General features: G+C 45.6%; 15 protein-coding genes and 1 riboswitch. Of the genes, 4 read left to right on the forward strand and 11 right to left on the reverse strand.

What is annotated here, in order from left to right; all coding sequences use genetic code 11:
- Nucleotides 1–15: 15 nt before the first annotated feature.
- From J4N43_RS03435 to J4N43_RS03455, 5 genes are all read right to left on the reverse strand, one after another.
- On the reverse strand, nt 16–969 hold the full coding sequence (locus tag J4N43_RS03435; protein WP_053304093.1) for a CorA family divalent cation transporter: 954 nt from the start codon (nt 967–969) through the stop codon (nt 16–18).
- A 275-nt stretch (nt 970–1244) separates the two neighbouring features.
- The gene (glpD, locus tag J4N43_RS03440) at nt 1245–2804 is read right to left on the reverse strand and encodes a glycerol-3-phosphate dehydrogenase (RefSeq protein WP_053304092.1); all 1560 of its coding nucleotides are present in this window, start codon (nt 2802–2804) and stop codon (nt 1245–1247) included.
- A gap of 176 nt (nt 2805–2980) precedes the next feature.
- Nucleotides 2981–3772 carry a DeoR/GlpR family transcriptional regulator gene (locus J4N43_RS03445; protein WP_005380192.1) on the reverse strand — a complete coding sequence of 264 codons (792 nt, stop codon included), beginning with the start codon at nt 3770–3772 and terminating at the stop codon, nt 2981–2983.
- 159 nt (nt 3773–3931) lie between these two features.
- Nucleotides 3932–5449 carry a glycerol kinase GlpK gene (gene glpK / locus J4N43_RS03450; RefSeq protein ID WP_005380193.1) on the reverse strand — a complete coding sequence of 506 codons (1518 nt, stop codon included), beginning with the start codon at nt 5447–5449 and terminating at the stop codon, nt 3932–3934.
- Nucleotides 5450–5508: 59 nt separating this feature from the next.
- A complete protein-coding gene (locus J4N43_RS03455) occupies nt 5509–6363 on the reverse strand; it encodes an MIP/aquaporin family protein (RefSeq protein ID WP_005380195.1) in 855 nt (284 codons plus the stop codon).
- Nucleotides 6364–7259: 896 nt separating this feature from the next.
- Here J4N43_RS03455 and glpT point away from each other — a divergent pair.
- Nucleotides 7260–8624, forward strand: coding sequence for a glycerol-3-phosphate transporter (gene glpT, locus J4N43_RS03460; RefSeq protein ID WP_005380199.1), 1365 nt, complete (start codon nt 7260–7262; stop codon nt 8622–8624).
- A gap of 56 nt (nt 8625–8680) precedes the next feature.
- Nucleotides 8681–9736: a glycerophosphodiester phosphodiesterase gene (glpQ, locus tag J4N43_RS03465; RefSeq protein ID WP_005380201.1), complete on the forward strand. Its 1056-nt coding sequence runs from the start codon at nt 8681–8683 to the stop codon at nt 9734–9736.
- A gap of 81 nt (nt 9737–9817) precedes the next feature.
- On the opposite strand, the gene dapD is transcribed toward glpQ, so the two are convergent.
- The 5 genes from dapD to J4N43_RS03490 form a co-directional block, all read right to left on the reverse strand.
- Complete coding sequence (gene dapD / locus J4N43_RS03470) at nt 9818–10849, reverse strand: 2,3,4,5-tetrahydropyridine-2,6-dicarboxylate N-succinyltransferase (RefSeq protein ID WP_005391708.1); 1032 nt, start codon at nt 10847–10849, stop codon at nt 9818–9820.
- Between the two features lie 324 nt (nt 10850–11173).
- Nucleotides 11174–12157, reverse strand: a complete 984-nt coding sequence (locus tag J4N43_RS03475) for a GGGtGRT protein (RefSeq protein WP_053349836.1) — start codon at nt 12155–12157, stop codon at nt 11174–11176.
- Between the two features lie 23 nt (nt 12158–12180).
- A complete protein-coding gene (locus J4N43_RS03480) occupies nt 12181–12873 on the reverse strand; it encodes an iron-sulfur cluster assembly scaffold protein (protein ID WP_053349867.1) in 693 nt (230 codons plus the stop codon).
- Nucleotides 12874–13004: 131 nt separating this feature from the next.
- Nucleotides 13005–13080: riboswitch (Fluoride riboswitch) on the reverse strand.
- Between the two features lie 156 nt (nt 13081–13236).
- A complete protein-coding gene (locus J4N43_RS03485; protein WP_005380208.1) occupies nt 13237–13536 on the reverse strand; it encodes a YebG family protein in 300 nt (99 codons plus the stop codon).
- 128 nt (nt 13537–13664) lie between these two features.
- Nucleotides 13665–14591 (reverse strand): LysR substrate-binding domain-containing protein, encoded by a 927-nt coding sequence (locus tag J4N43_RS03490; RefSeq protein ID WP_005391712.1) that lies wholly within the window; start codon nt 14589–14591, stop codon nt 13665–13667.
- Between the two features lie 109 nt (nt 14592–14700).
- On the opposite strand from J4N43_RS03490, the gene J4N43_RS03495 reads away from it, so the two are divergent.
- A complete protein-coding gene (locus J4N43_RS03495) occupies nt 14701–15675 on the forward strand; it encodes a TDT family transporter (RefSeq protein WP_005391714.1) in 975 nt (324 codons plus the stop codon).
- Between the two features lie 75 nt (nt 15676–15750).
- Here J4N43_RS03495 and J4N43_RS03500 read toward each other — a convergent pair whose 3' ends face one another.
- Nucleotides 15751–17574, reverse strand: a complete 1824-nt coding sequence (locus tag J4N43_RS03500; RefSeq protein WP_031780218.1) for a DUF3413 domain-containing protein — start codon at nt 17572–17574, stop codon at nt 15751–15753.
- 252 nt (nt 17575–17826) lie between these two features.
- Here J4N43_RS03500 and recC point away from each other — a divergent pair, with 252 nt between their 5' ends.
- The gene (gene recC, locus J4N43_RS03505; protein WP_158159758.1) at nt 17827–21318 is read left to right on the forward strand and encodes an exodeoxyribonuclease V subunit gamma; all 3492 of its coding nucleotides are present in this window, start codon (nt 17827–17829) and stop codon (nt 21316–21318) included.
- The last annotated feature ends 305 nt before the right edge of the window (nt 21319–21623 follow it).

The raw sequence follows: 21623 nt of genomic DNA on the forward strand, positions 1-21623 counted from the left end.
TTATAGGTTTAGTGTTTATTCGTCTTCGTCGTTCGCTTTATTCGTGAGCCCCAAGCGTTTAAATAGCCACCACTCTAGACCAAAAATGACAATTAAGGCGATGCAGAACCAGGTGAATGCCATGGTGGATTCCACACCTGGCATTCCACCAACATTGATGCCGAGTAAACCTGTTAAGAAGCTGGTTGGTAGAAAAATCGTTGCTACCAAAGTAAACAGGTAACTGTTTTTATTGGTTTTCTCATCACGATGATGTTTGATCTCTTCTTGGAAAAGCGCGACTTCTCCAAGATAAAACTCAAGTGTTTCATTTATGCGCGTAATATTATTGTGTGCGAAGCGATATTGATGAGGTCTCAAAGCAATCAATTCTGATTCTGACTCCACAAGATCACGGATAGCGTACTGCTGAGGGCGAATAAAACGCTTGATAGAAATCAGCGCTTTTTGAGTCGCCATATGTTTGTACGTCGATTCATCATTCACGTCGAACTGGTTTAGTGTTTCTTCAATTGTATCAAGGTAAATGTCTATTTTACTGTTTAATCCTTCAATGATCTGATGAAGTAAACTGGCAAGACTTTTTGGGCCTTTGTGTTCCGCTAATGCTTGGCGAATCTCCATGATCGCGCGTGATGGAATTTTACGAGTTGAAATGAGTGCGCCTTGAAAGTAGAGAATTCGAATACTAAGCATATCTTCTGGTGATGCATTGCCGTTCATATTGACGCCTCGTAAAATCAACATGAAGTTCTCGTCATCTAAAGGATGGAAAGATGGTCGGCTTTCGTCGGCTAATAGATGATCAACCGTAGCTCGAGGTACTTGGTTCTGCTCCAGCCAACCACGAATATCAGGATGCAGCCGTTCGCAATGGTACCAATGCTTCGCTTGAATTTGCTCTGCCGTGGTGGATTGTTGAGTTGCTTCTGGGGTTGAGAAGTCCCAATGTTCAATCATAAAACCCATTTTCTTTTCCTTGTTTGAGCCGATACCAAAATAACCTCAAGATACTTCTTTCGCGAGAATTGTATTGCCATACAGAGGCAATACTCTGAGTACGGTACTCTGAAGTCATTGATGCATTATTTTTCAAATGAGTATGATTGTATTTAACGCCAAATGTCTATGAATAGTTGTTCTTATTTGCAATCGAGTGGAGCGCACCAAGGTGTTGTGCTTAAACAACAAAACAAAAAGCCTGCAACTAAGCAGGCTTTATTGTGGGGGAGGGAGGGGAGCTGTTAGCCAACTTGAGAAAGATTAACCACTTTCTGTTGTAGCTTTTTCTTTAAATAGTCCGTTAAGGCCTGTTTTTCTTCCTCGTTCATGTAAAGACCAAGCTTAGTACGGCGCCATAAAATGTCTTCATCGGTCATTGCCATTTCATGGTTCATTAAGTAATCGATCTCACGTTGGTAAACACCACCTGCTTGTGTCGAGAACATTTGTCCTAAGTCAGCTTCACTTGTTGTGCCTTCCATTAAGTTCCACGTTTGGGTACCAAATTGTGTCACATAACGAAGAATCAATGCTTCTGGCGCCCAAGTGTATTTAGCGTGAATTTGTTTAGCTAATTGTTCACGACTACAGCTGAAGTTACCACCAGGTAGGGTTTGGTTGGCAGTCCAGTCTTTACCCATTTCAGGTAGGAACGGAGCTAGCTTTTTCATTGCTGCTTCACCTAACTTACGGTAGGTCGTTAACTTACCACCAAAAACAGAAAGCAGAGGTGCATGGTCGTATTCCGCATCGAGCTCTAGCGTGTAGTCTCGTGTGATTGCTTGCGGAGAGTCAGATTCATCGTCACATAAAGGACGAACACCACTGTATGTCCAAACTACATCTTCGCGAGTCAACTGGTGGACAAAGTGTTGGTTTACGATATCAATGAGGTAATCGACTTCGTCATCTGAGATCGACACTTCGCGTGGGTCACCTTTGTACTCCACATCTGTTGTACCAATGATTGAAAACTTATCTAAGTAAGGAATCATAAATACGATGCGATTGTCTTTGTTTTGAAGGATGTAGGCTTGCGGTTCGTTGTGGATACGAGGAACAACGATGTGCGAGCCTTTGATTAAGCGAATGTTACGAGGAGAGGCTTGCTCTAATCCATCATCAAAGAACTGTTTTACCCAAGGCCCCGCTGCATTGACTAACGCTTTCGCTTTACGTTCGAAACGTTGGTCTGTCATCACATCGTGAATAGTAACGTGCCAGATACCACCTTCACGGTGTGCTTTTTCCACGCGGCAGTAGTTACGCACTTCAGCATGGTTTTCGCGAGCCGCAAGAACGTTCAGTAATACTAAACGCGCATCATCAACCCAACAGTCAGAGTATTCGAAACCCGTTTTCATCTCTGGTTTTAGCAAGCCAGATTTCGCAAGGTTGACAGTTTTACTGCCTTGCAGCGTCGTACGTTTACCCAAATTATCGTAAAGGAAAAGGCCGCAACGAATCATCCAAGCTGGACGTAGGAATGGGCGATGCGGTAAACGGAAACGCATTGGTAATGCGACGTGTGGTGCTTTACGAAGAATAACCTCACGCTCTGCGAGCGCTTCCGAAACTAAACGAAACTCGTAGTGTTCAAGGTAGCGTAAACCGCCGTGTATCAGTTTAGAACTTGCTGAAGAAGTCGCAGATGCGAAGTCATTTGCTTCATATAAGCCAACACTCAAACCTCGGCCAGCTGCGTCTGCTGCAATACCAGCTCCGTTAATGCCGCCACCGATTACGATCAAGTCTAAGGTAGTGGATGAGCTAGTAGTGGAAGCATTATTTTGTATACTCATAAATTTGACCTCTTGGTGAGCGAACGAGCATTTTAGAACATAATGTAATCCTAGCTCAGGTTTCGTTTGTGATCATCTATTATTTTCGTTTGTGAGCGTTTTGTGTGATTTAGACACAAAAAAACCTCTGTCTAATTAAGACAGAGGTCATTTGAGGGGGAATTATATGATTGACGTTACTCGTTTTCGGAGTTTGATTCGTTAGCTTCAACCACTTCAAGTGGGATAGAAGCTTCCTTCAAAATTGACAAGATTTCTTCTGGTGGCTGCTTATTGGTAAAGATCATGTTGAGCTGTGCAATATTGCCTAGTTTAACCATAGCATTGCGCCCGAACTTGGTGTGGTCTACGGCAAGAAATACACTACGGCTATTGTCAATGATCGCTTGTTTGACCCGGACTTCGTGGTAATCAAAGTCTAATAGCGAGCCATCGAAGTCGATGCCGCTAATGCCGAGAATACCAAAGTCGAGACGGAACTGTTTAACGAAATCGAGGGTTGCCTCGCCAACAATACCGCCGTCTCTGCTGCGGACTTCTCCACCCGCTAAGATGACTTTGATTTCAGGGTTAGGGAAAAGAATGGTCGCAACATTGATGTTGTTGGTGACTACACGCAACTGTTTATGATTTTTATTGAGCGCTCGCGCAACTGCTTCTGGTGTAGTGCCAATATCGATGAATAGTGTGGCACCATCTGGAATGTGTTTGACTACCTCGTCTGCAATGACATCTTTTTCATTGAAGTTGAGCGCTTTACGCGTGTTGTAAGATGTGTTTTCAGAACTGAGAGGAATAGTGGCTCCACCGTGATAACGACGAATTTTGTTGTCATCGGCGAGTTCATTGAGATCGCGTCGGATGGTTTGTGGGCTGACATTGAATCTTTCTACCAACTCATCCGTGCTGACATAGCCTTGTTTTTTCACCAGCTCAACAATCTGCTGGTGTCGAGGTATTTGCTTCACTTACCACTCCCTTGTGCATTGGTAACGGCCAATGCTTCAAATTCGAAGCTCTATTGTGCTCGAATTTGCTCGTTGTGAGAAGTAAGCGAGTTCAGGAATCGGGGATAAAGCGCAAAAAGAGCGCACAAATGGCGCTCTTCTTTTCTTATGGAGATGAGATTAATCTTCTTCGTCGTGAAGTTCAGACCAGGTTTGTGCACATTTCACTGCACGTTTCCAGCCCTTGTAACGACGATTGCGTTTTTCTTCATCATCGTGTGGCTCAAAGGTGCGATCAAGTACCGCTTTATTCTGCAACTCATCAATGCTATCCCAGTAACCAACTGCAAGGCCGGCAAGGTAGGCTGCACCAAGAGCGGTAACCTCAGTTACTTGAGGGCGGTGTACTTCTGTGTTCAATACATCGGATTGGAATTGCATTAGGAAGTTGTTCGCTACTGCACCACCATCGACGCGAAGGTTCGCAAGCTTAATGCCTGAGTCAGCTTGCATCGCATCCAGTACGTCACGAGTTTGATAAGCGATGCCTTCCAATGTTGCACGGATGATATGGTTTGAATTCACACCGCGAGTAAGGCCGACAATCGTGCCACGTGCGTAGGCATCCCAGTATGGAGCGCCTAAACCAGTAAATGCAGGCACGACATAAACGCCGTTTGATGTATCCACTTTTGTCGCGAAGTATTCAGAGTCTTCTGCACCGTTTAGGATTTTCAATTCATCGCGTAGCCATTGGATAGAAGCTCCACCCATGAATACGGCACCTTCAAGTGCATAAGCTGGTTCGCCTGCAGGACCACAAGCCAAAGTTGTTAGAAGACCATGTGTCGAAGTGACTTTTTCTTGGCCCGTATTCATTAGCAAGAAACAACCCGTACCGTAAGTGTTTTTCGCTTGACCCGCTTCAACACACATTTGGCCGTAAAGCGCCGCTTGTTGGTCACCTGCTATTCCAGAAATAGGAATACGAGTACCGCCTTTACCACCGATGTTGGTTTTACCGTAAATTTCCGATGAGCGCTTCACTTCTGGCATCATAGATGCTGGGATGCCAAGCTCATCTAACATTTTTTGATCCCAACATAGATCGTTGATGTTAAACAGCATGGTACGCGATGCGTTAGTGTAGTCGGTTACGTGAACGCGACCTTGAGTCATCTTCCAAACTAACCAAGTATCGACAGTACCAAACAAAAGCTTGCCTGCTTCTGCGTCTTCTCGTGCACCTTCAACATTGTCCAGAATCCATTTAACTTTGGTACCTGAGAAGTAAGGGTCAAGCACCAAACCAGTGTTGTCACGTACATAGTTTTCGAGACCGCGTGCTTTTAAATCTTCACAGATATCAGCAGTACGGCGACATTGCCATACAATCGCATTGTAAACGGGTTTACCTGTTTCTTTGTTCCAGACGATAGTCGTTTCACGCTGGTTAGTAATACCGATAGCCGCTAATTGGTCGCTACGGATGCCAGACTTAGCTAGAGCTTCTACTAAGGTAGAGCTTTGTGTTGCCCAGATCTCCATTGGATCATGTTCAACCCAACCAGCTTCTGGATAAATCTGAGTAAATTCGCGTTGCGCGACGCTTACGATGTTCGCATCATGATCAAGAATCACTGCGCGAGAGCTTGTTGTACCTTGGTCTAGGGCAACAATGTATTTTTGCTCAGTCATGGTAAGAATCCTTTTGTTTCGTTATTTATATTTTAGTAAATGTTCGAGTTACGTCAGTTTTAAGCTCTAGCTTCTTCTGTTTCTTCTTCCGTCTCACATTGGTTTGGAATCGTGCAACCGTGACCTTGTTGTGGAAGGTAAGCGGCAATCGCTTTTGGATACAACCAACCACCAAAACACGCACCTGCAATCGGAGCAAGTAAAGGCACGATAAAGTAAGGAATGTCTTTAGCACCTGTCAGAGCGTAATCCCAACCAGCGAAGTAAGCGAACAGCTTTGGTCCAAAGTCACGAGCAGGGTTCATCGCAAAGCCTGTTAGTGGGCCAAGTGAACCACCGATGACGGCAATCAAAATACCGATCAATAGAGGGTTCATTGCGCCACGTGCCGCGCCGTTATTTTCATCGCCCAGAGCCAGAATCGCAAACATCAGCACAGCAGTGATAACGAATTCCACAGCAAAAGCACCAAAGAAAGAGAGGGAGGCATGCGGATAGGTTGAGAAGATACCAGCAGTTGCTAGTGCATCTTGGCTGCTGCGAACGAAGTTATGAGCGATTTCGTAGTCGGTGAAAAGGTTGCTGTATAAGCTGTATACCAATGCAGCAGAACAGAATGCCCCAAGCATTTGAGCGATAATGTATGGCACCACTTTCGCCTTATCAAAACCATGGAACATAGCAAGTGCGATGGTAACGGCAGGGTTGATGTGTGCACCAGAGACGCCAGCCGTACAGTAAATAGCGATGGCGACACCGAAGCCCCATACAATACTGATTTCCCATTGTCCAAATGATGCGCCTGTTAGAACTAAGGCTGCAACACAGCCTACGCCGAAGAAAATAAGTAGTCCTGTACCGATAAACTCGGCCAAACATTCTCCAAGCAGAGAGGGGTGTTTGTTCGTTGTCATGTTAAAAGTCCTTTGATCATTTTTGCCTGTCTAGCACGATACTATTGTGCATATATAAACGTTTACGAAAACAAACGAGCGTTAAAAGTGAGCGTTTGAGCATAAATTTGTTAATCAAAGTCTTCGTTTTTGTTAAATGGCGCATCTTTTAACCGGAAAAGAACACAACGAAAATAATTTATTTGTCACGAGGCCAGTGTTGAGAGCGCTCAAATTACCGATGTGAAAAAGAATGCACAACTGGTAAGAGGAGTTTTGTGAAGCTGCTACGTGCTTGGAGACTTATTGCACAGAACTTGTGTAGCAATTAACCCTAAAGGAGTAGCGGAATGTCAAATGTATCAAGGGATAGCAGTGATATAAAAAATACGCTGTCATGTTTGGACTTTTAGAAAAAATCGTCATCCCATTGATACCAATAGGATGAGTTGAGAAGAGAATAAACGCTGTTAATGTCTTGTGTTTGTGAATCATTGCTTCGGCTTGTATTCAAATAAAAATTGTTTTTTTTATTTCGTTTGATGCTAAACGTGATCGTTTTTCAGCTTTTTAGTTATTAGTTGGTTCGGAGCGAGTAGGGCAGGCGTAAATCGCCCTTTTTACGGTTAGTTTATGTTCTAATTCGAGCCTTTGTTTCAAAGGTTTCGAATTGGAATGCTCAAGTGAGAGGTTTGAACATCAGTTTCATATTAACGAATCTTGAGTAAAGTTGAACGATGATCTAATTAATGCTCATATAATTTACTGTATTTACTTATATTTAATCCATGTGCAACATTTGTCACAGAAATAAAATCCTAACTCCATACAATTCATGAACTTTCGAACGAAGATTTATTTTGTTTCGTTCGCTCCTTTTGTGTTTTTACCATCGCATACAAAATAATGAGGTTCCTATGTTTGGAATATTCAAACCTAAGGCGCACATTGATCGTCTGTCCCCTGGCAGCATCGATAGCACCTACTCTCGCCTCCGTTGGCAACTCTTTATCGGTATCTTTGTTGGCTACGCCGGTTACTATCTAGTTCGTAAAAACTTCAGTTTGGCGATGCCTTATCTTATCGAGCAAGGCTTTAGCCGCGGAGACTTAGGTGTCGCCTTGGCAGCTGTTTCCATTGCATATGGTCTCTCTAAGTTTCTAATGGGCAGCGTTTCAGACCGCTCCAACCCTCGCTATTTCCTTAGTGGCGGCCTATTGATGTCTGCATTAGTGATGTTTTGCTTTGGCTTTATGCCATGGGCGACTGGTAGCGTCACTGCGATGTTCATTTTGCTTTTCTTGAACGGTTGGTTCCAAGGGATGGGGTGGCCTGCTTGTGGCCGAACCATGGTGCACTGGTGGTCACGTAAAGAGCGTGGTGAGATCGTTTCGGTTTGGAACGTGGCGCACAACGTGGGTGGCGGCTTGATTGGTCCACTATTTATTCTTGGCCTGTGGGCATTTAACGATGATTGGCGCACTGCATTTTATGTTCCTGCATTTTTCGCCACGTTGGTTGCTGTGTTTGTTTGGATGACGGTTCGCGATACCCCTCAGTCTTGTGGTCTGCCTCCTATTGAAGAATACAAAGACGATTACCCAGATGACTATGACAAGTCCCATGAACAAGAAATGACAGCGAAGGAAATCTTCTTCAAATACGTCTTCAACAACAAACTTCTTTGGTCGATTGCAATTGCAAACGCATTTGTTTATCTAATTCGTTACGGCGTACTGGACTGGGCACCTGTTTACCTAAAAGAAGCGAAGGATTTCTCGGTAGATAAATCGTCATGGGCTTATTTCTTATACGAATGGGCTGGCATTCCAGGAACACTATTGTGTGGTTGGATCTCTGACAAATTGTTCAAAGGTCGTCGTGCACCTGCTGGTATCTTATTTATGGTGCTAGTGACAGTTGCAGTGATGGTTTATTGGTTTAACCCTGCGGGCAACCCAACAGTAGATATGATGGCGCTTATTGCAATAGGCTTCCTAATCTATGGTCCGGTTATGCTGATCGGTTTGTACGCACTTGAACTCGCTCCGAAGAAAGCCGCAGGTACTGCCGCTGGTCTTACTGGTTTGTTTGGATACCTGGGTGGGGCAGTTGCCGCAAACGCGATTTTGGGCTATACCGTAGACCACTTTGGCTGGGATGGTGGCTTTATCATCTTAGTGGGTTCTTGTATTACTTCTATCGTGTGTTTGATGTACGCCTTCTTAGGTGAACGTGCGCACCACGAGCAAAAAGAGCGCGAGAAGGAAGCGCTAGCGTAATATTTATTTAAAGAGGCAGTGGAATACTGCCTCTTCGCTTTATCAAGGAAATAACAATGAAAACAAAGTCAGTATGTCTTACTTTTTTAGCACTTAGCCTCTCTGCTGGTGCGATTGCGAAGCCGCTTGTCATTGCGCACCGTGGCGCATCGGGCTACTTGCCTGAGCACACGCTAGAAGCCAAAGCACTTGCTTACGCAATGAAACCTGACTACATAGAGCAAGATGTGGTAATGACGAAAGACGACCAGTTGGTCGTGTTGCATGACCATTATCTCGATCGCGTAACGGATGTTGCGGAGCGTTTTCCTGATCGTGCACGTAAAGATGGTCGTTATTACGCGATTGATTTCACTCTGGCGGAAATCAAATCCTTGCGAGTAACTGAAGGCTTTAACATCGATGAGAAAGGCAACAAAGTAGCGGGCTATCCAACCCGATTCCCTATGTGGAAATCTGACTTCACCGTGCCGACGTTTGCTGAAGAGATTGAGCTGATCCAAGGCTTAAACAAAACGCTGGGTTATGACATCGGTATTTACCCAGAAATTAAAGCGCCTTGGTTCCATCGTCATGAAGGTAAGGACATTTCTAAAGCAGTACTTAAAGTCTTGAAGCAGTACGGTTACGGCTCTCAAGACGACAAAGTCTACCTTCAGTGTTTTGATGCGAATGAACTTCAACGCATCAACAGTGAACTCATGCCTGCAATGGACATGGACTTAAAGCTCGTTCAGCTTATGGCTTACACGGACTGGAACGAAACTATGGTGTACAAAGGCGACAAGGCAACACCATACAGTTATGACTGGATGTTCGAAGCCGACGGAATGAAGAAAGTAGCGAGTTACGCGGAAGGAATTGGACCTTGGAAGCCGATGCTGGTGGATGATAAGTCAACCAAAGACAATATCATCATCAAGCCGTTGATGAAGGCTGCAAAAGACGCTGGCTTGCAAGTGCATCCATACACGTTCCGCGCCGATCCAGGACGCATTCCAGCGTACACTGACAGCTTTGAAGGCATGATGGATGTGTACTACAACCAAGTAAAAGTGGATGGTTTGTTTACTGATTTCCCAGATAAAGCGGTCAGCTTTTTAAATCAGTAATCACGCATTTTGCTGTAAGCTAAAAAATCCCCCAACAGTTTCCTGCTGGGGGATTTTTCGTAGGGCTAATTCACGAATGAATTAGTTGTTTTTATGCAGTTCGCTGTTCAGTTCAACCGCGCTCTTGTTTGCAAGACACTCGATTTGACCTGTTACAGAGTTACGACGGAACAGTAGGTCAGAAACACCAGCAAGATCGCGGGCTTTCACAACTTCTACTTCTTGGCCTGCAGAATCTAGCATGCGCACTTTAGAACCAGCAGTTACGTACAGACCTGATTCGATAGTACAACGGTCACCCATTGGGAAGCCAAGACCTGCGTTCGCGCCTAGTAGAGAGTTTTCACCGATAGAAACCACAACTTTACCGCCGCCAGATAGCGTACCCATGATAGATGCGCCGCCGCCGATGTCAGAGCCGTTACCAACCACTACACCAGCAGAGATACGACCTTCAACCATGCTCACGCCAGTTGTACCTGCGTTGAAGTTGATGAAGCCTTCGTGCATTACCGTTGTGCCTTCGCCAACGTGTGCGCCAAGACGTACGCGAGAAGTGTCAGCGATACGAACGCCAGTTGGTACCACGTAGTCCACCATTTTAGGGAACTTGTCTACACAATCTACGCTTAGTGCACGACCCGCTAGGCGAGCTTCGATTTGACGCTCTGCTAGTTCAGGTAAGTCGATTGGGCCTTCGTTAGTCCATGCGATGTTGTGTAGTAGACCGAAGATGCCGTCTAGTACCGTGCCGTGCGGTTGAACTAGGCGGTTAGAGATAAGTTGAAGTTTTAGGAAACCTTCAGCAACGCTTTGTGGCTGCTCGTCAGTTGCAAGGATAACCAGTACAAGTGGTTGTGCTGATTCTGCTGCTTTTGCTGCGAAAGATGCGTTTGCCGCATCGCCGTTTGCTTCAAATGCTGCTGCCAGTTCTGCGCTTTGTGCTGCAGAGATCTCGATAGCTTGGTTGCCTTGCTCGTAACCTGCTACTGCTGCTAGTGCGTTAACAAGCGCTTCGCTTGGGTTAAGAACTGGGTTTGGGAAAAACGCTTCGATGATTTTGCCGTCGCGGTTTTTAGTTGCCGTACCAAAGGCTAGAGAGAAGAAAGCCATAGTTGATCTCCATGTGTTGAGTCTTGTGTCTCGTCTGTTCACTGACAAGAAATAATTAAGTTGTCAGTCATCATAAAGAGAGTATTGGGGAGTTTAAAGAGGGGAAATGGAGAAAGTCCGTAGATGGATACCTTTTGTCTTTTTAGAGATATGTTTGTCTGATGAGAAATGTGTCGCAAAAGCCTTATCAGACCGATTTTGGGCAGAGACACAGTGAAGTGGGAGAAGGGAGCATCGCAAAAAATAAGGGGAGGACCGAAGTCACTCCCCCTACACTGGGTTTGTTGGATTTACTGGCTTTGGGTAGTAAAGCGATAAATCGACTTAGAGGCTTAGCTCACCGACCTCTACTGCAAGTGCAACCGTTGCACCTACCATTGGATTATTGCCCATACCGATGAAGCCCATCATTGCTACGTGTGCAGGTACTGAAGAGCTACCCGCGAATTGCGCATCGGCGTGCATGCGACCCATGGTATCGGTCATACCGTAGGATGCAGGACCTGCCGCCACATTATCCGGGTGTAGAGTACGACCAGTACCACCACCTGATGCAACTGAGAAGTAAGGCATGCCTTCACGGTTACGTTCCGCTTTGTAGATACCTGCTACAGGGTGTTGGAAGCGAGTCGGGTTGGTTGAGTTACCTGTGATGCTCACATCCACTTGTTCTTTATGCATGATAGCCAAGCCTTCACGCACATCGTCTGCACCGTAGCAAAGGATCTCACCACGTGGACCTTGGGAGAAACGGCGACGTTCTACTTCCACTAACTCACCAGTTTGGTAGTTGTATTGAGTACGTACGTAAGTGAAACCATTGATGCGTGAGATTAGGTAAGCGGCGTCTTTACCCAAACCGTTCAGGATCACTTTCAACGGATTTTTGCGTGATTTGTTGACGTTCAATGCGATTTTGATTGCGCCTTCTGCCGCTGCGAATGACTCATGACCGGCAAGGAAAGCGAAACAGCCACTTTCTTCATTCAGTAGACGAGCCGCCAATGCACCGTGACCGATACCCACTTGGCGTTGCTCTGCGACGCTGCCAGGTTTTGTGCAGGCTTGAAGGCCTTCACCGATGATGTTTGCAGCTTCTTCTGCTGTTTTTGCACCGCGGAAAATCGCCAAAGCAGTACCCAGTGTGTAGGCATCGGCAGCGCTTTCAAACGCGATAGGTTGAGTGTCCATCACCAGCGCTTTAGGGTCGATACCACGATCCATACAGTATTGGTAAGCCTCTTCCAGAGAAGAAAGTTGCATTTCGTCTAATGTGCGACGTACAGATTCAGTAATTGGAGTGTTCATAATCTCTTTCCTCTTGGTGGCAATTATTTTTGGCGTGGGTTGATGGTAGATACGGCTTCGTCAAAACGACCGTAAGTCCCCGTTGCTTTGTCTGCGGCTTCTGCTGCAGATACGCCTTCGTTGATGGCTTTCATCATCTTGCCTAGGTTGAGATATTGGTAACCAATCACTTCTTTGTTTTCGTCTAGTGCGAGTTTTGTTACGTAGCCTTCAGCCAATTCCATGTAACGCACGCCTTTTGCTTTGGTTGAGTAGCTAGTACCCACTTGGCTGCGTTGAGTTTGACCGAGGTCTTCCAGTGCCGCACCAATTTCCAAGCCACCTTCAGAGAAAGCAGATTGAGTACGACCGTAAACAAATTGAAGGAAGATTTCGCGCATCGCGACGTTGATAGCATCACATACCAAGTCGGTATTCAGTGCTTCCAGAATGGTTTTGCCTGTTAGAATTTCTGCGGCCATCGCGGCTGATTGAGTCATGCCTGAACAGCCGATCGTTTCGATCAAAGCTTCTTCGATGATGCCGTTTTTGATGTTAAGAGTCAGTTTTGCTGCACCTTGTTGAGGAGCACAAGCGCCAACGCCGTGGCTAAGACCAGAAATCGCGATAACGTCTTTTGGATTGATCATTGCGCCTTCAACAGGGATCGGTGCAGATGCATGAAGATCGCCGCGTTGAATCGGGCACATTGATTGGATTTCGTGTGAATATTGCATAATGTTTTCCCAGTGTATTTTTATTTTTTGAGAAAACAGGAGCGGGGTTGGAGAAGAGTTGAATTGCTCACTACAGAACTCTTGCTTTAACAACATTGGTAAAGCATTTCCAACAGGGCTGACCTGTTTTCGTTTCTGTAGGAGTCATTAGCTGTAAAAGCGGTTCGAATCTTTCGATTCCGGTGGCACCCCATCACCGAACCCATTTAGACTAGATCTAAGTCACACTAATCTGCAACATGAAATTTAGAGCAATTTGGGATATTAAATCGGTTCTTTATATTCTCAGAGATATATGGAGATAAACGGAAGGAATAAAAAAACGCCGCATAATGCGACGTTTTTTCTAAACAAATGAGAGGCTTATGCAGCGTCTTCTTGCTCGCTATCTTCTTCAACAGCTTCAAGCTTCTTTGCTTTTTTTGGTGCAGGTTTACGTTTTGCACCAAGAGCGTAAAGCACTTCTTCTTTGTTTTGCGCAAGGAACATTGCAAGATCTTCTTGCTTACCTTCGTCTTCTAGAAGTTCACTTTTACCCAGCAGTGAGAATAACTCGTCTGCCATATCCAGCATTTTGTCGTATGCGTCAGCTTCCGCTTTAGAGGTAAAAGTCATTTTCTCTTCTCCATTGCGTTCTACCACGTACTTGACGATTACAGCCATGGTTGGTCCCCTAATTTGGTGTATTGATACTGGCTTTTTATACAGTTTTTGACCAATCAAGTCTAGCGACAAGCCTCAGAATGAGAGACACGTACAACTAACTGACTAGCATTTAAACTATCTTGGTTTCACTTTGCGGATTTGTCCGCCAAAGGAAGGTTTGTTGGTCGCTCCCAATCTTGACAAAATTCGATAAACGTTCTGAGCAATGGGCTTTGATATTTCTCTTTATGAACCAGTAACCAGAAGCGACGTTTCATATCTAAAGGCATGTCGAGCAGTTTTACGCGGCCGTCACGAATAGCAGGTTCTGCAGACAAACGTGACAAACAGCCCAAGCCTAACCCTGCCGATACTGAGTTGATCAACGCTTCGGTGGTATTGAGCTGAAAAGCTTCATGCCAATGTTCCAAGCGCGGCGCGACAACGCGCATAAAAAATTCGCGTGAACCAGATCCTGCCTCTCGCAATATCCATTCACTGTTTTCTAGCTCGGTTAAGTTTACTGGCCCTTCGTGCGCGGCTGGGGAATTGGGCGCGCAAATCACGCACATTTCATCTTCGCTAAACTGGGTAGACTGCAATTCAGGGTGAAGTGTTTTGCCTTCAATGAGGGCTATGTCTAACTCGTAATCGGTCAGCATGTCGCAGATTTGTGCGGAGTTAGAAATGAACAGGCTTTGAGAACGATGGTTCGTTTGCTGACGAAATTCGCTAAGCAAATAGGGCGCGACTTGGTTGCCAATGGTGTCGCTGGCACCAATGCGAAGTTGGCCCGATAGCGCTTGGTCACCATCGAAAATGCTCTCGATGTCTTTGGCTCGGTTGAGTAACTCATCCGCCAGTGGTAGCAGTTTTTGACCTTCTTGGTTCAAAATCAGTCGGTTATTAACACGATCAAACAAGTGATGGCCGATCTGTTTTTCTAATTCTGAGAGTGCCATGCTCACTGCGGCTTTCGATAAAAAGAGACTATCAGAAGCTGCTGTGAGCGTTTTGTGCTGCGTGATCGTCGTAAACACTTTCAGTTGTTTAAGAGAAATGTGACTTGCCATACTCCACCGTTAAGTAATTCTGAACGTTTGTTTTAAATAATTAGATATATCGGAACGAAGTGCAAGCGTATTATACGTCCCATCAAGAGTGAGTCTGGTTGAGGTCTTCATGATTCAAAGAACAAAAGCAAAAGTAATGGGAGCGCCAACTCCAATGGCGGGTTTGGCTCTTGGTATTGCAAGCTTGGGCTGGAGTTGGGAAAACTTCGCCGAATTACATGGCTACGGACAGTGGATTAGTGCGGGTATCGCGAGCATATTGTTGGCTATATTGGCAACCAAGTTTTTGCTACATAATCATCTATTGAGACAAGATCTTGCTCATCCGGTTGTGGGCAGCGTGGTTCCGACATTTGCGATGGGCACTATGGTGGTATCGAACTCTCTCGGCCATTTTTACCCATTAGCTGGCGATGCGCTTTGGCTGATTGCGGTGGTTTTGCACATCGTATTCTTGGTGAGCTTTGTTTACCATCGCGCCAAAGATTTTGAATTGCACCACATGGTTCCTAGTTGGTTTGTACCGCCTGTGGGTATCATCGTTGCGGATGTGTCTTTCTCTGGCAACCCGATGTTAGCACCAGTGGCACAAGGTGCATTGATGTTTGGTATGGTGGCGTACGCGATCATGTTGCCGATGATGATTTACCGTTTCATGTTTACCCATGAAATTCCGGATGCAGCGAAACCAACAATGGCAATTATGGCGGCACCAGCAAGTCTATCATTGGCAGGGTACTTAACGGTCACTGCGACACCATCACCAGTGATCATCGCTATGCTATTTGGTATCGCGGTATTGATGACAGCCATCATTTACCTCGCATTCTTTAAATTGCTTAGACTGCCATTTAGCCCAGGCTATGCGGCGTTCACTTTCCCGATGGTGATCGGTGCGACGGCGCTGTTTAAAATGGCGAATTGGATGGAGTTGCAAGGATTGGCTGCGCACTATGTTCAACAAGTGCGAGGCTTAGCTAGTCTTGAGTTGATTGTGGCAACATTTGTTGTCTCTTATGTGGCCTTACAATACATCAACAACTTGTTGATTCAGCCACGCTTGATGCACGCTCATCACGCTTAAATAGCAGATAGGAAAAAGCCTCTTGGTCTTACAACCAAGAGGCTTTTTTATTTCAATCGGCGTCGATGTTGGACACTAGCCTTTTTTGTAAAATCGCGACATCTCATCCAGAGAATGACGAATGATATCGACAGGAATTTTCTGTTCTTTCTCGACTTTTAACTGGCGATTCAGTTGCTGAGAGTGCCCGCCAGGGTTGACCACAAGCATCAGTTCTTTGCCGACCAATGCATAGTTGTAGTAGCTGCCTGCAATATACCAATCGCGAGAGGCAGAGCTATCAAACAAGTTATGACCAACGCTGTATGAACTCGTTGTGCCTTGAACGTCAAACAGCGTATTCATCATGGTTGGCACGACGTCAAAATGGGTCGTGCGGTAATCAACTTGCTCTGGCTGACGATTTGGCATGTACACGTAAAGAGGCACATGTACTTGAACGTCACTGTAGTTACCCGTGTGGCCCCAATAGTTCATCTTATGGTCGTTAAACTCTTCACCATGATCTGATGAAATCACCACAATGGTGTTGTCTAAGTCGACATTTTTCAGCACATCACCAATCAAGCTGTCGATGTAGTACAACGAGTTCTTGTATCGATTGTGGTAAAGCGAAGCGTCAAAATCGTTGTTGAGCAAAATGTGGTCAACGCGTTCCCAGTATGGTTTGAATTTCGCAAATTCAGGTTCAGGAAACACCGTGCCGTGGGCGGCATCGTAGAACAGAAAACCAAAGTACGGCTTGTCGCTGTCCTGCTTTTGGAACTCGATGAACTTGTCTGTTATCTGCTGATCGCGCTCGACAGCTGTTTCTCCAGTTTGTTTCAGGGTCAAGTCCGACACTTTTTTGAATACCGTGCGAGAAAGTGGCGGGCTGGTGAGCGGTGCTGAGCCAAAAATGCCCATGCGGTAGCCTTCTGCTTGCAGCGTATCCATAAACACAGGAGAGCGTTGACTTGCGTAAAAGCTTTCCCAGTAGGTCGCTGGCAAGCTGTAAAACAGGCTGAAAATACCCGCTTGAGTTGAGTTGCCGCCGCTCATATGTTGTGTGAAATTCACCGTTTTTTCGGCGAACTTGCTGACATTTGGCATGACTTCCGGCGTCGCATCACTGTAGCGCCACGCGTCAACCAAGATAAACAAAACATTGGGCTGTTTCTCTTTGCTTTGCACTTGAATCGGCGCAAGCGGGTAGTTGAGTGAGCTACGTTCAATGTTGGTTAACTCTACGCGGTTCTTCGATGCAATGTTCTCATCCACTAGGTCGTGTTTGTAAATAAATTTACGAGCCGTCAGCGGGTAGTAAAGTGGCCAGTTATTCGAAAACTGACTGACTTCATCGTCGTAAAGTGCGTTTTTGTACGCATGAATCATCTGCGTGCTAAGCAATACAGCAAACCAGACGCTGATCAAAACGAACTTAGCTCGGCTTTGTGCCAGTTGATTACTTACCCAAACGGTACAAGCGAGCCCGATCACCAGAACGGCAATTTCACTGATGAAGATTAGCCAACTCATCCACGAAATATCGAAGACATCATCACCACCTTCGAAAAACATACGGATTAATAGAGCGTTGATGTGAAGTTTGTATTGCTGAAAAACGAGGATATCGACTTTAAACATAATCAATAGACAGATCGCGATAGCGATCACGATGCCTTTGAATGCTCGAGTCGGTAGAAAAGAGAGCAATAAACTCAACAACATAAATGGAAGAGCGATCAAGCCCAGCCAGCCATATTGAGTCGAAACCAAATAGTAACCTTGCAACAAGGTTAGTGGTTCATTCTGATTGTTAGACAACACAAAAGGATAACAAGCGATCGACAGGTACACTGTAAAGCAAGCAAAAAAAGCAATCAGCCAAGCGCTGTTGGAAGACAGTTTGCGAAACATACTTTTTGTTTGTTTATAAATTATGGGTAGAGGGAGTATAAAACAGTGTTTTTTATTATGGAATAGTTGCGACGAATGTCACATTTTGTATGGAAGTGTCAGACTTGATTGACATGTGAAAATTCAGAAGATTCATACTCTATTTGAGTGATATATAACCTTTTGTTTTTTCCGAACGCGAGATCACTGCGGGTTTAAATAGGGCTGTGCTAAGCTAGCTAACAGTTTCAATCGGCGCTCGGTATTCCCAATTTGTTTACTGTTTATCACTCCAACCAAGTTGACGTTCTTAAATCACTCCTTGTCGAACTGATTCGAATCAGTCCGCTGGAAAACCCGTTCGAAAAAGAACAAATTCTGGTTCAAAGTCCAGGCATGTCCCAGTGGCTAAAAATGGAATTGGCCAAAGAGTTTGGTGTTGCCGCGAACATTGATTTTCCGCTTCCTGCTACCTTCATTTGGGAAATGTTTACGCAGGTGTTGCCAGACGTGCCAAAACGCAGTGCGTTTAACAAAGAAGCGATGACGTGGAAGTTGATGCATTTGCTTCCGGGGCTTCTCAACCAAGAGGTGTTTTCGCCGTTAGCGCAGTACCTCAAAGATGACATTGACCACTCTAAGCTGTATCAGCTGGCTGAGAAAATTGCCGATATTTTCGATGGTTACTTGGTGTATCGTCCGGAATGGATCGCAAGTTGGGAAGCTGGGCAGAGTGTGCCAGAGCTGGAAGATGAGCATCCGTGGCAGCCGATCTTATGGCAAGCGTTGTATGATCACACTGTGTCATTAGGACAGTCTCCATATCACCGTGCCAACCTTTATGAGCACTTTATCGACACGTTAGAGAGTTTTAACGGCAATTTTGACCATTTACCCAAGCGTTTGTTTGTTTTTGGCATTTCTTCGTTGCCGCCTCGCTATATGGATGCGCTAAAAGCAATTGGTGAACACATCGACGTGCATCTGATGTTCACCAACCCGTGTCGTTATTACTGGGGTGAAGTTCGAGATCGCAAATATCTGGCTCGTTTGGCGGCGAAACATCGTCAGCACGTTGTGTGGCAGGACGATCACTCGGAAGTGCAAGGTGAAACTGAGCAACTGAAAGGATCACTGGAAGATAATGTGATCGATGAGCTGCACACCGATGTGGTCGGAAACAGTCTGTTGGCATCCATGGGTAAACTCGGGCGCGACAATATGTATCTGTTGTCTCAGCTGGAATCTCATGAAGTTGAAGCCTTTGTTGATGTTGAGCGCGACAGTCTGCTCCATCAATTGCAAGCGGATATTCTCAATCTTGAAGAACATCAAGATGACCAACAGATTGAAAACAGTCATCACAAACAAGTGGTTAGCTTGGGTGATAAATCACTGAGCCTACACGCTTGTCACAGCCCGATGCGTGAAGTGGAAGTGCTGCATGATCAACTGTTGGCGATGTTCGATGCTGACCCAACGTTAAAACCGCGCGATATTATCGTGATGGTCGCGGACATCAACGCTTACAGCCCTGCGATTCAGGCGGTCTTTGGTAACGCGCCGGGTGAGCGTTTTATTCCATATTCGATTTCTGACCGAACCGCCGATCAAGAGAGCCCAATTCTGGCTGCATTTATGCAGTTGGTGAACTTACCCAATACGCGCTGTTTGGCATCAGAACTACTCGAACTTCTGGAAACTCCAGCGATATTAAAGCGTTTTGAACTCAGCGAAGGTGATTTCTTACAAGCTAAACAATGGGTTGAGGAATCGGGAATTCGCTGGGGATTGGACGCCAATACCGGACGCGAATTTGAACTGCCGGAAACCCGTCAAAACACATGGCAATTTGGTATTCAACGCATGTTGCTTGGCTACGCGATGCCAGAATCCGCAGGTTTGTTTGAAACCGAGCAAGGCAGTTTGTCTCCGTACAACGAAGTGCAAGGCATGGGCGCAGAGCTGGCGGGCAAGTTGGCACACTTTATCCAACAAATTAGCACTTATCGAAGCAAACTTTCTCATGTTCAAACTATCGATGGTTGGCGAGAGACTTTGGTTTCACTGCTGGATGACTTCTTCTCAGTTGAGTTAGAAGGCGAAATGGCGCTCAAATCCATTCGCGATACGCTCAGCCAACTCAAAGAGCAGTTAGCTGATGCCGCATTTGATGATGCGTTATCGCCGTCGATCATCAGCCAATACCTTCAAAATAAATTATCTGGCACACGAGTCAGCCAGCGCTTCCTTGCTGGTCAAGTGAACTTTTGTACCCTGATGCCGATGCGCTCTATTCCGTTTAGAACCGTATGTCTACTGGGGATGAATGACGGCGTGTACCCGCGTTCTATGCCGCCAGAAGGCTTTGACTTGATGACAGGAAGAACCAAACCGGGCGACCGTTCGCGCCGAGATGATGACCGTTACCTATTCCTCGAAGCCATGTTGTCTGCACAGCAAACGCTCTACATCAGTTATGTCGGCCGTTCAATCCAAGACAACACCGAGCGAGTGCCTTCGGTTCTGGTTTCTGAGCTGATGGAATACTGTCACCAAAACTATTGTTTAAGTGGTGATGAAGCGTTGCCCGTTGATGAGTCTGGCGACAACTTATTAAATGCGTTGGTGAATACCCACGCCATGGTGCCGTTTAGCCCAAGTGCGTTCCAAGGCATGCATGCTAGCTACGCGAAAGAGTGGATTCCAGCGGCATTGACTCAAAGCAGTCAATCGCAAGGCTATGTCCGTCGTGATTTTAATCGGGCATTAGACGACTATCTGTTGGGAGCGACGTTCCCGCTTGAGCTCGACTTAGTCGAGTTGCAACGTTTCTGGCGTTTACCAGTGCAGTATTTTTTCAATCGTCGTTTAAAAGTAATCTTTGAACCGCCACTACCGGTGATGGAAGACGACGAACCCTTTGTTTTAGGTGGTTTGGAAAGCTATCAAATGCGTGATGAGCTGTTAGAAACCTTGCTTGAAGCGACATTGATGCAGCCAGAGAAAAAAACAGAGGTGCTTAAACACTTTATGAGTCAACAGCGCGCGCAAGGCAAACTGCCGGTGGGGGCGTTTGGTGATATCGAATTTGAAACCAACCGAGTTCAGGCGGAAGAGCTGGTGGATAAACTGGCGTTTTTATCTGGTGCGCCTCAAGACGATTTGGAAATCGACCTGACGTTTGATTCCTTGTTTGAGCGAAATGAAGGCGAAGAGAAAAACGTTCGTCTAACAGGTTGGCTAACTCAATGCTACCAATCCGGTTTGATTCGCTATCGAAGCGGTAAGATTCGATCGCAGGATTACCTTGCAGCGTGGATCGATCACCTTGCCATGTCGGCGTCGGGTCATGCTAAGAAAACTCACATCATTGGTTACGATCGTAAAGAAGGCGCGCTGCATTTGATCTACCCAGAAATTGCCGATGCGCAGTATGCCAAACAGCTACTGACTGAATTAGTTCGCTTATTTTTCGAAGGCATGACTAAGCCTTTGCCTTATTTCCCGAAAACGGCGTTGGCTTGTGTTGAAGCGGGCTTTAGCCGCGGTCAGTGGGTAGATGACGAAGAGAAATCTTTGAAGAAAATGGCTGACGCATTCAATGATGGCTTCATGAGCCCGGGCGAAGGCAGTAATGCGTACATCTCTCGAATTTGGCCTGCTTGGAATGATGAGTTGGCCTCAGAAGTTCGTTTGCTGACAGCATTAGTACTGCAAGGTGCGCGCTTAGCGGTTCAAGACGCTGATGATGTAAAAGCGTAATAAAGACAGCTGGATAAAGAGAAGGAAGAGTAGGGTGGCCGCCAGAAAATCATTATTTTTTGTAGGGCGTTCGCTGTACGGCCACAAGGTCAGAGGGACCATGATACTTTTGTTTAATTCATTTGAGTTGTGCCGCCAAAAAGGTTTGGCTTATCTCGTGGGGCGCATACTAACGGTACGTCTTATGGATAACCGTGAGAAAGATCTCACAAAGCTCTAAATTATCCAACTTGTTAAACATATTAATAGAATTTTTAACTATAGATCACATTTATTAGGTGATACGTCCTAGTAAATAATCCGGA

Origin of the sequence: Vibrio sp. SCSIO 43009 (genome assembly GCF_023716525.1) — a bacterium.
In the GTDB taxonomy this organism is placed as follows: Bacteria; Pseudomonadota; Gammaproteobacteria; order Enterobacterales; family Vibrionaceae; genus Vibrio; species Vibrio alginolyticus.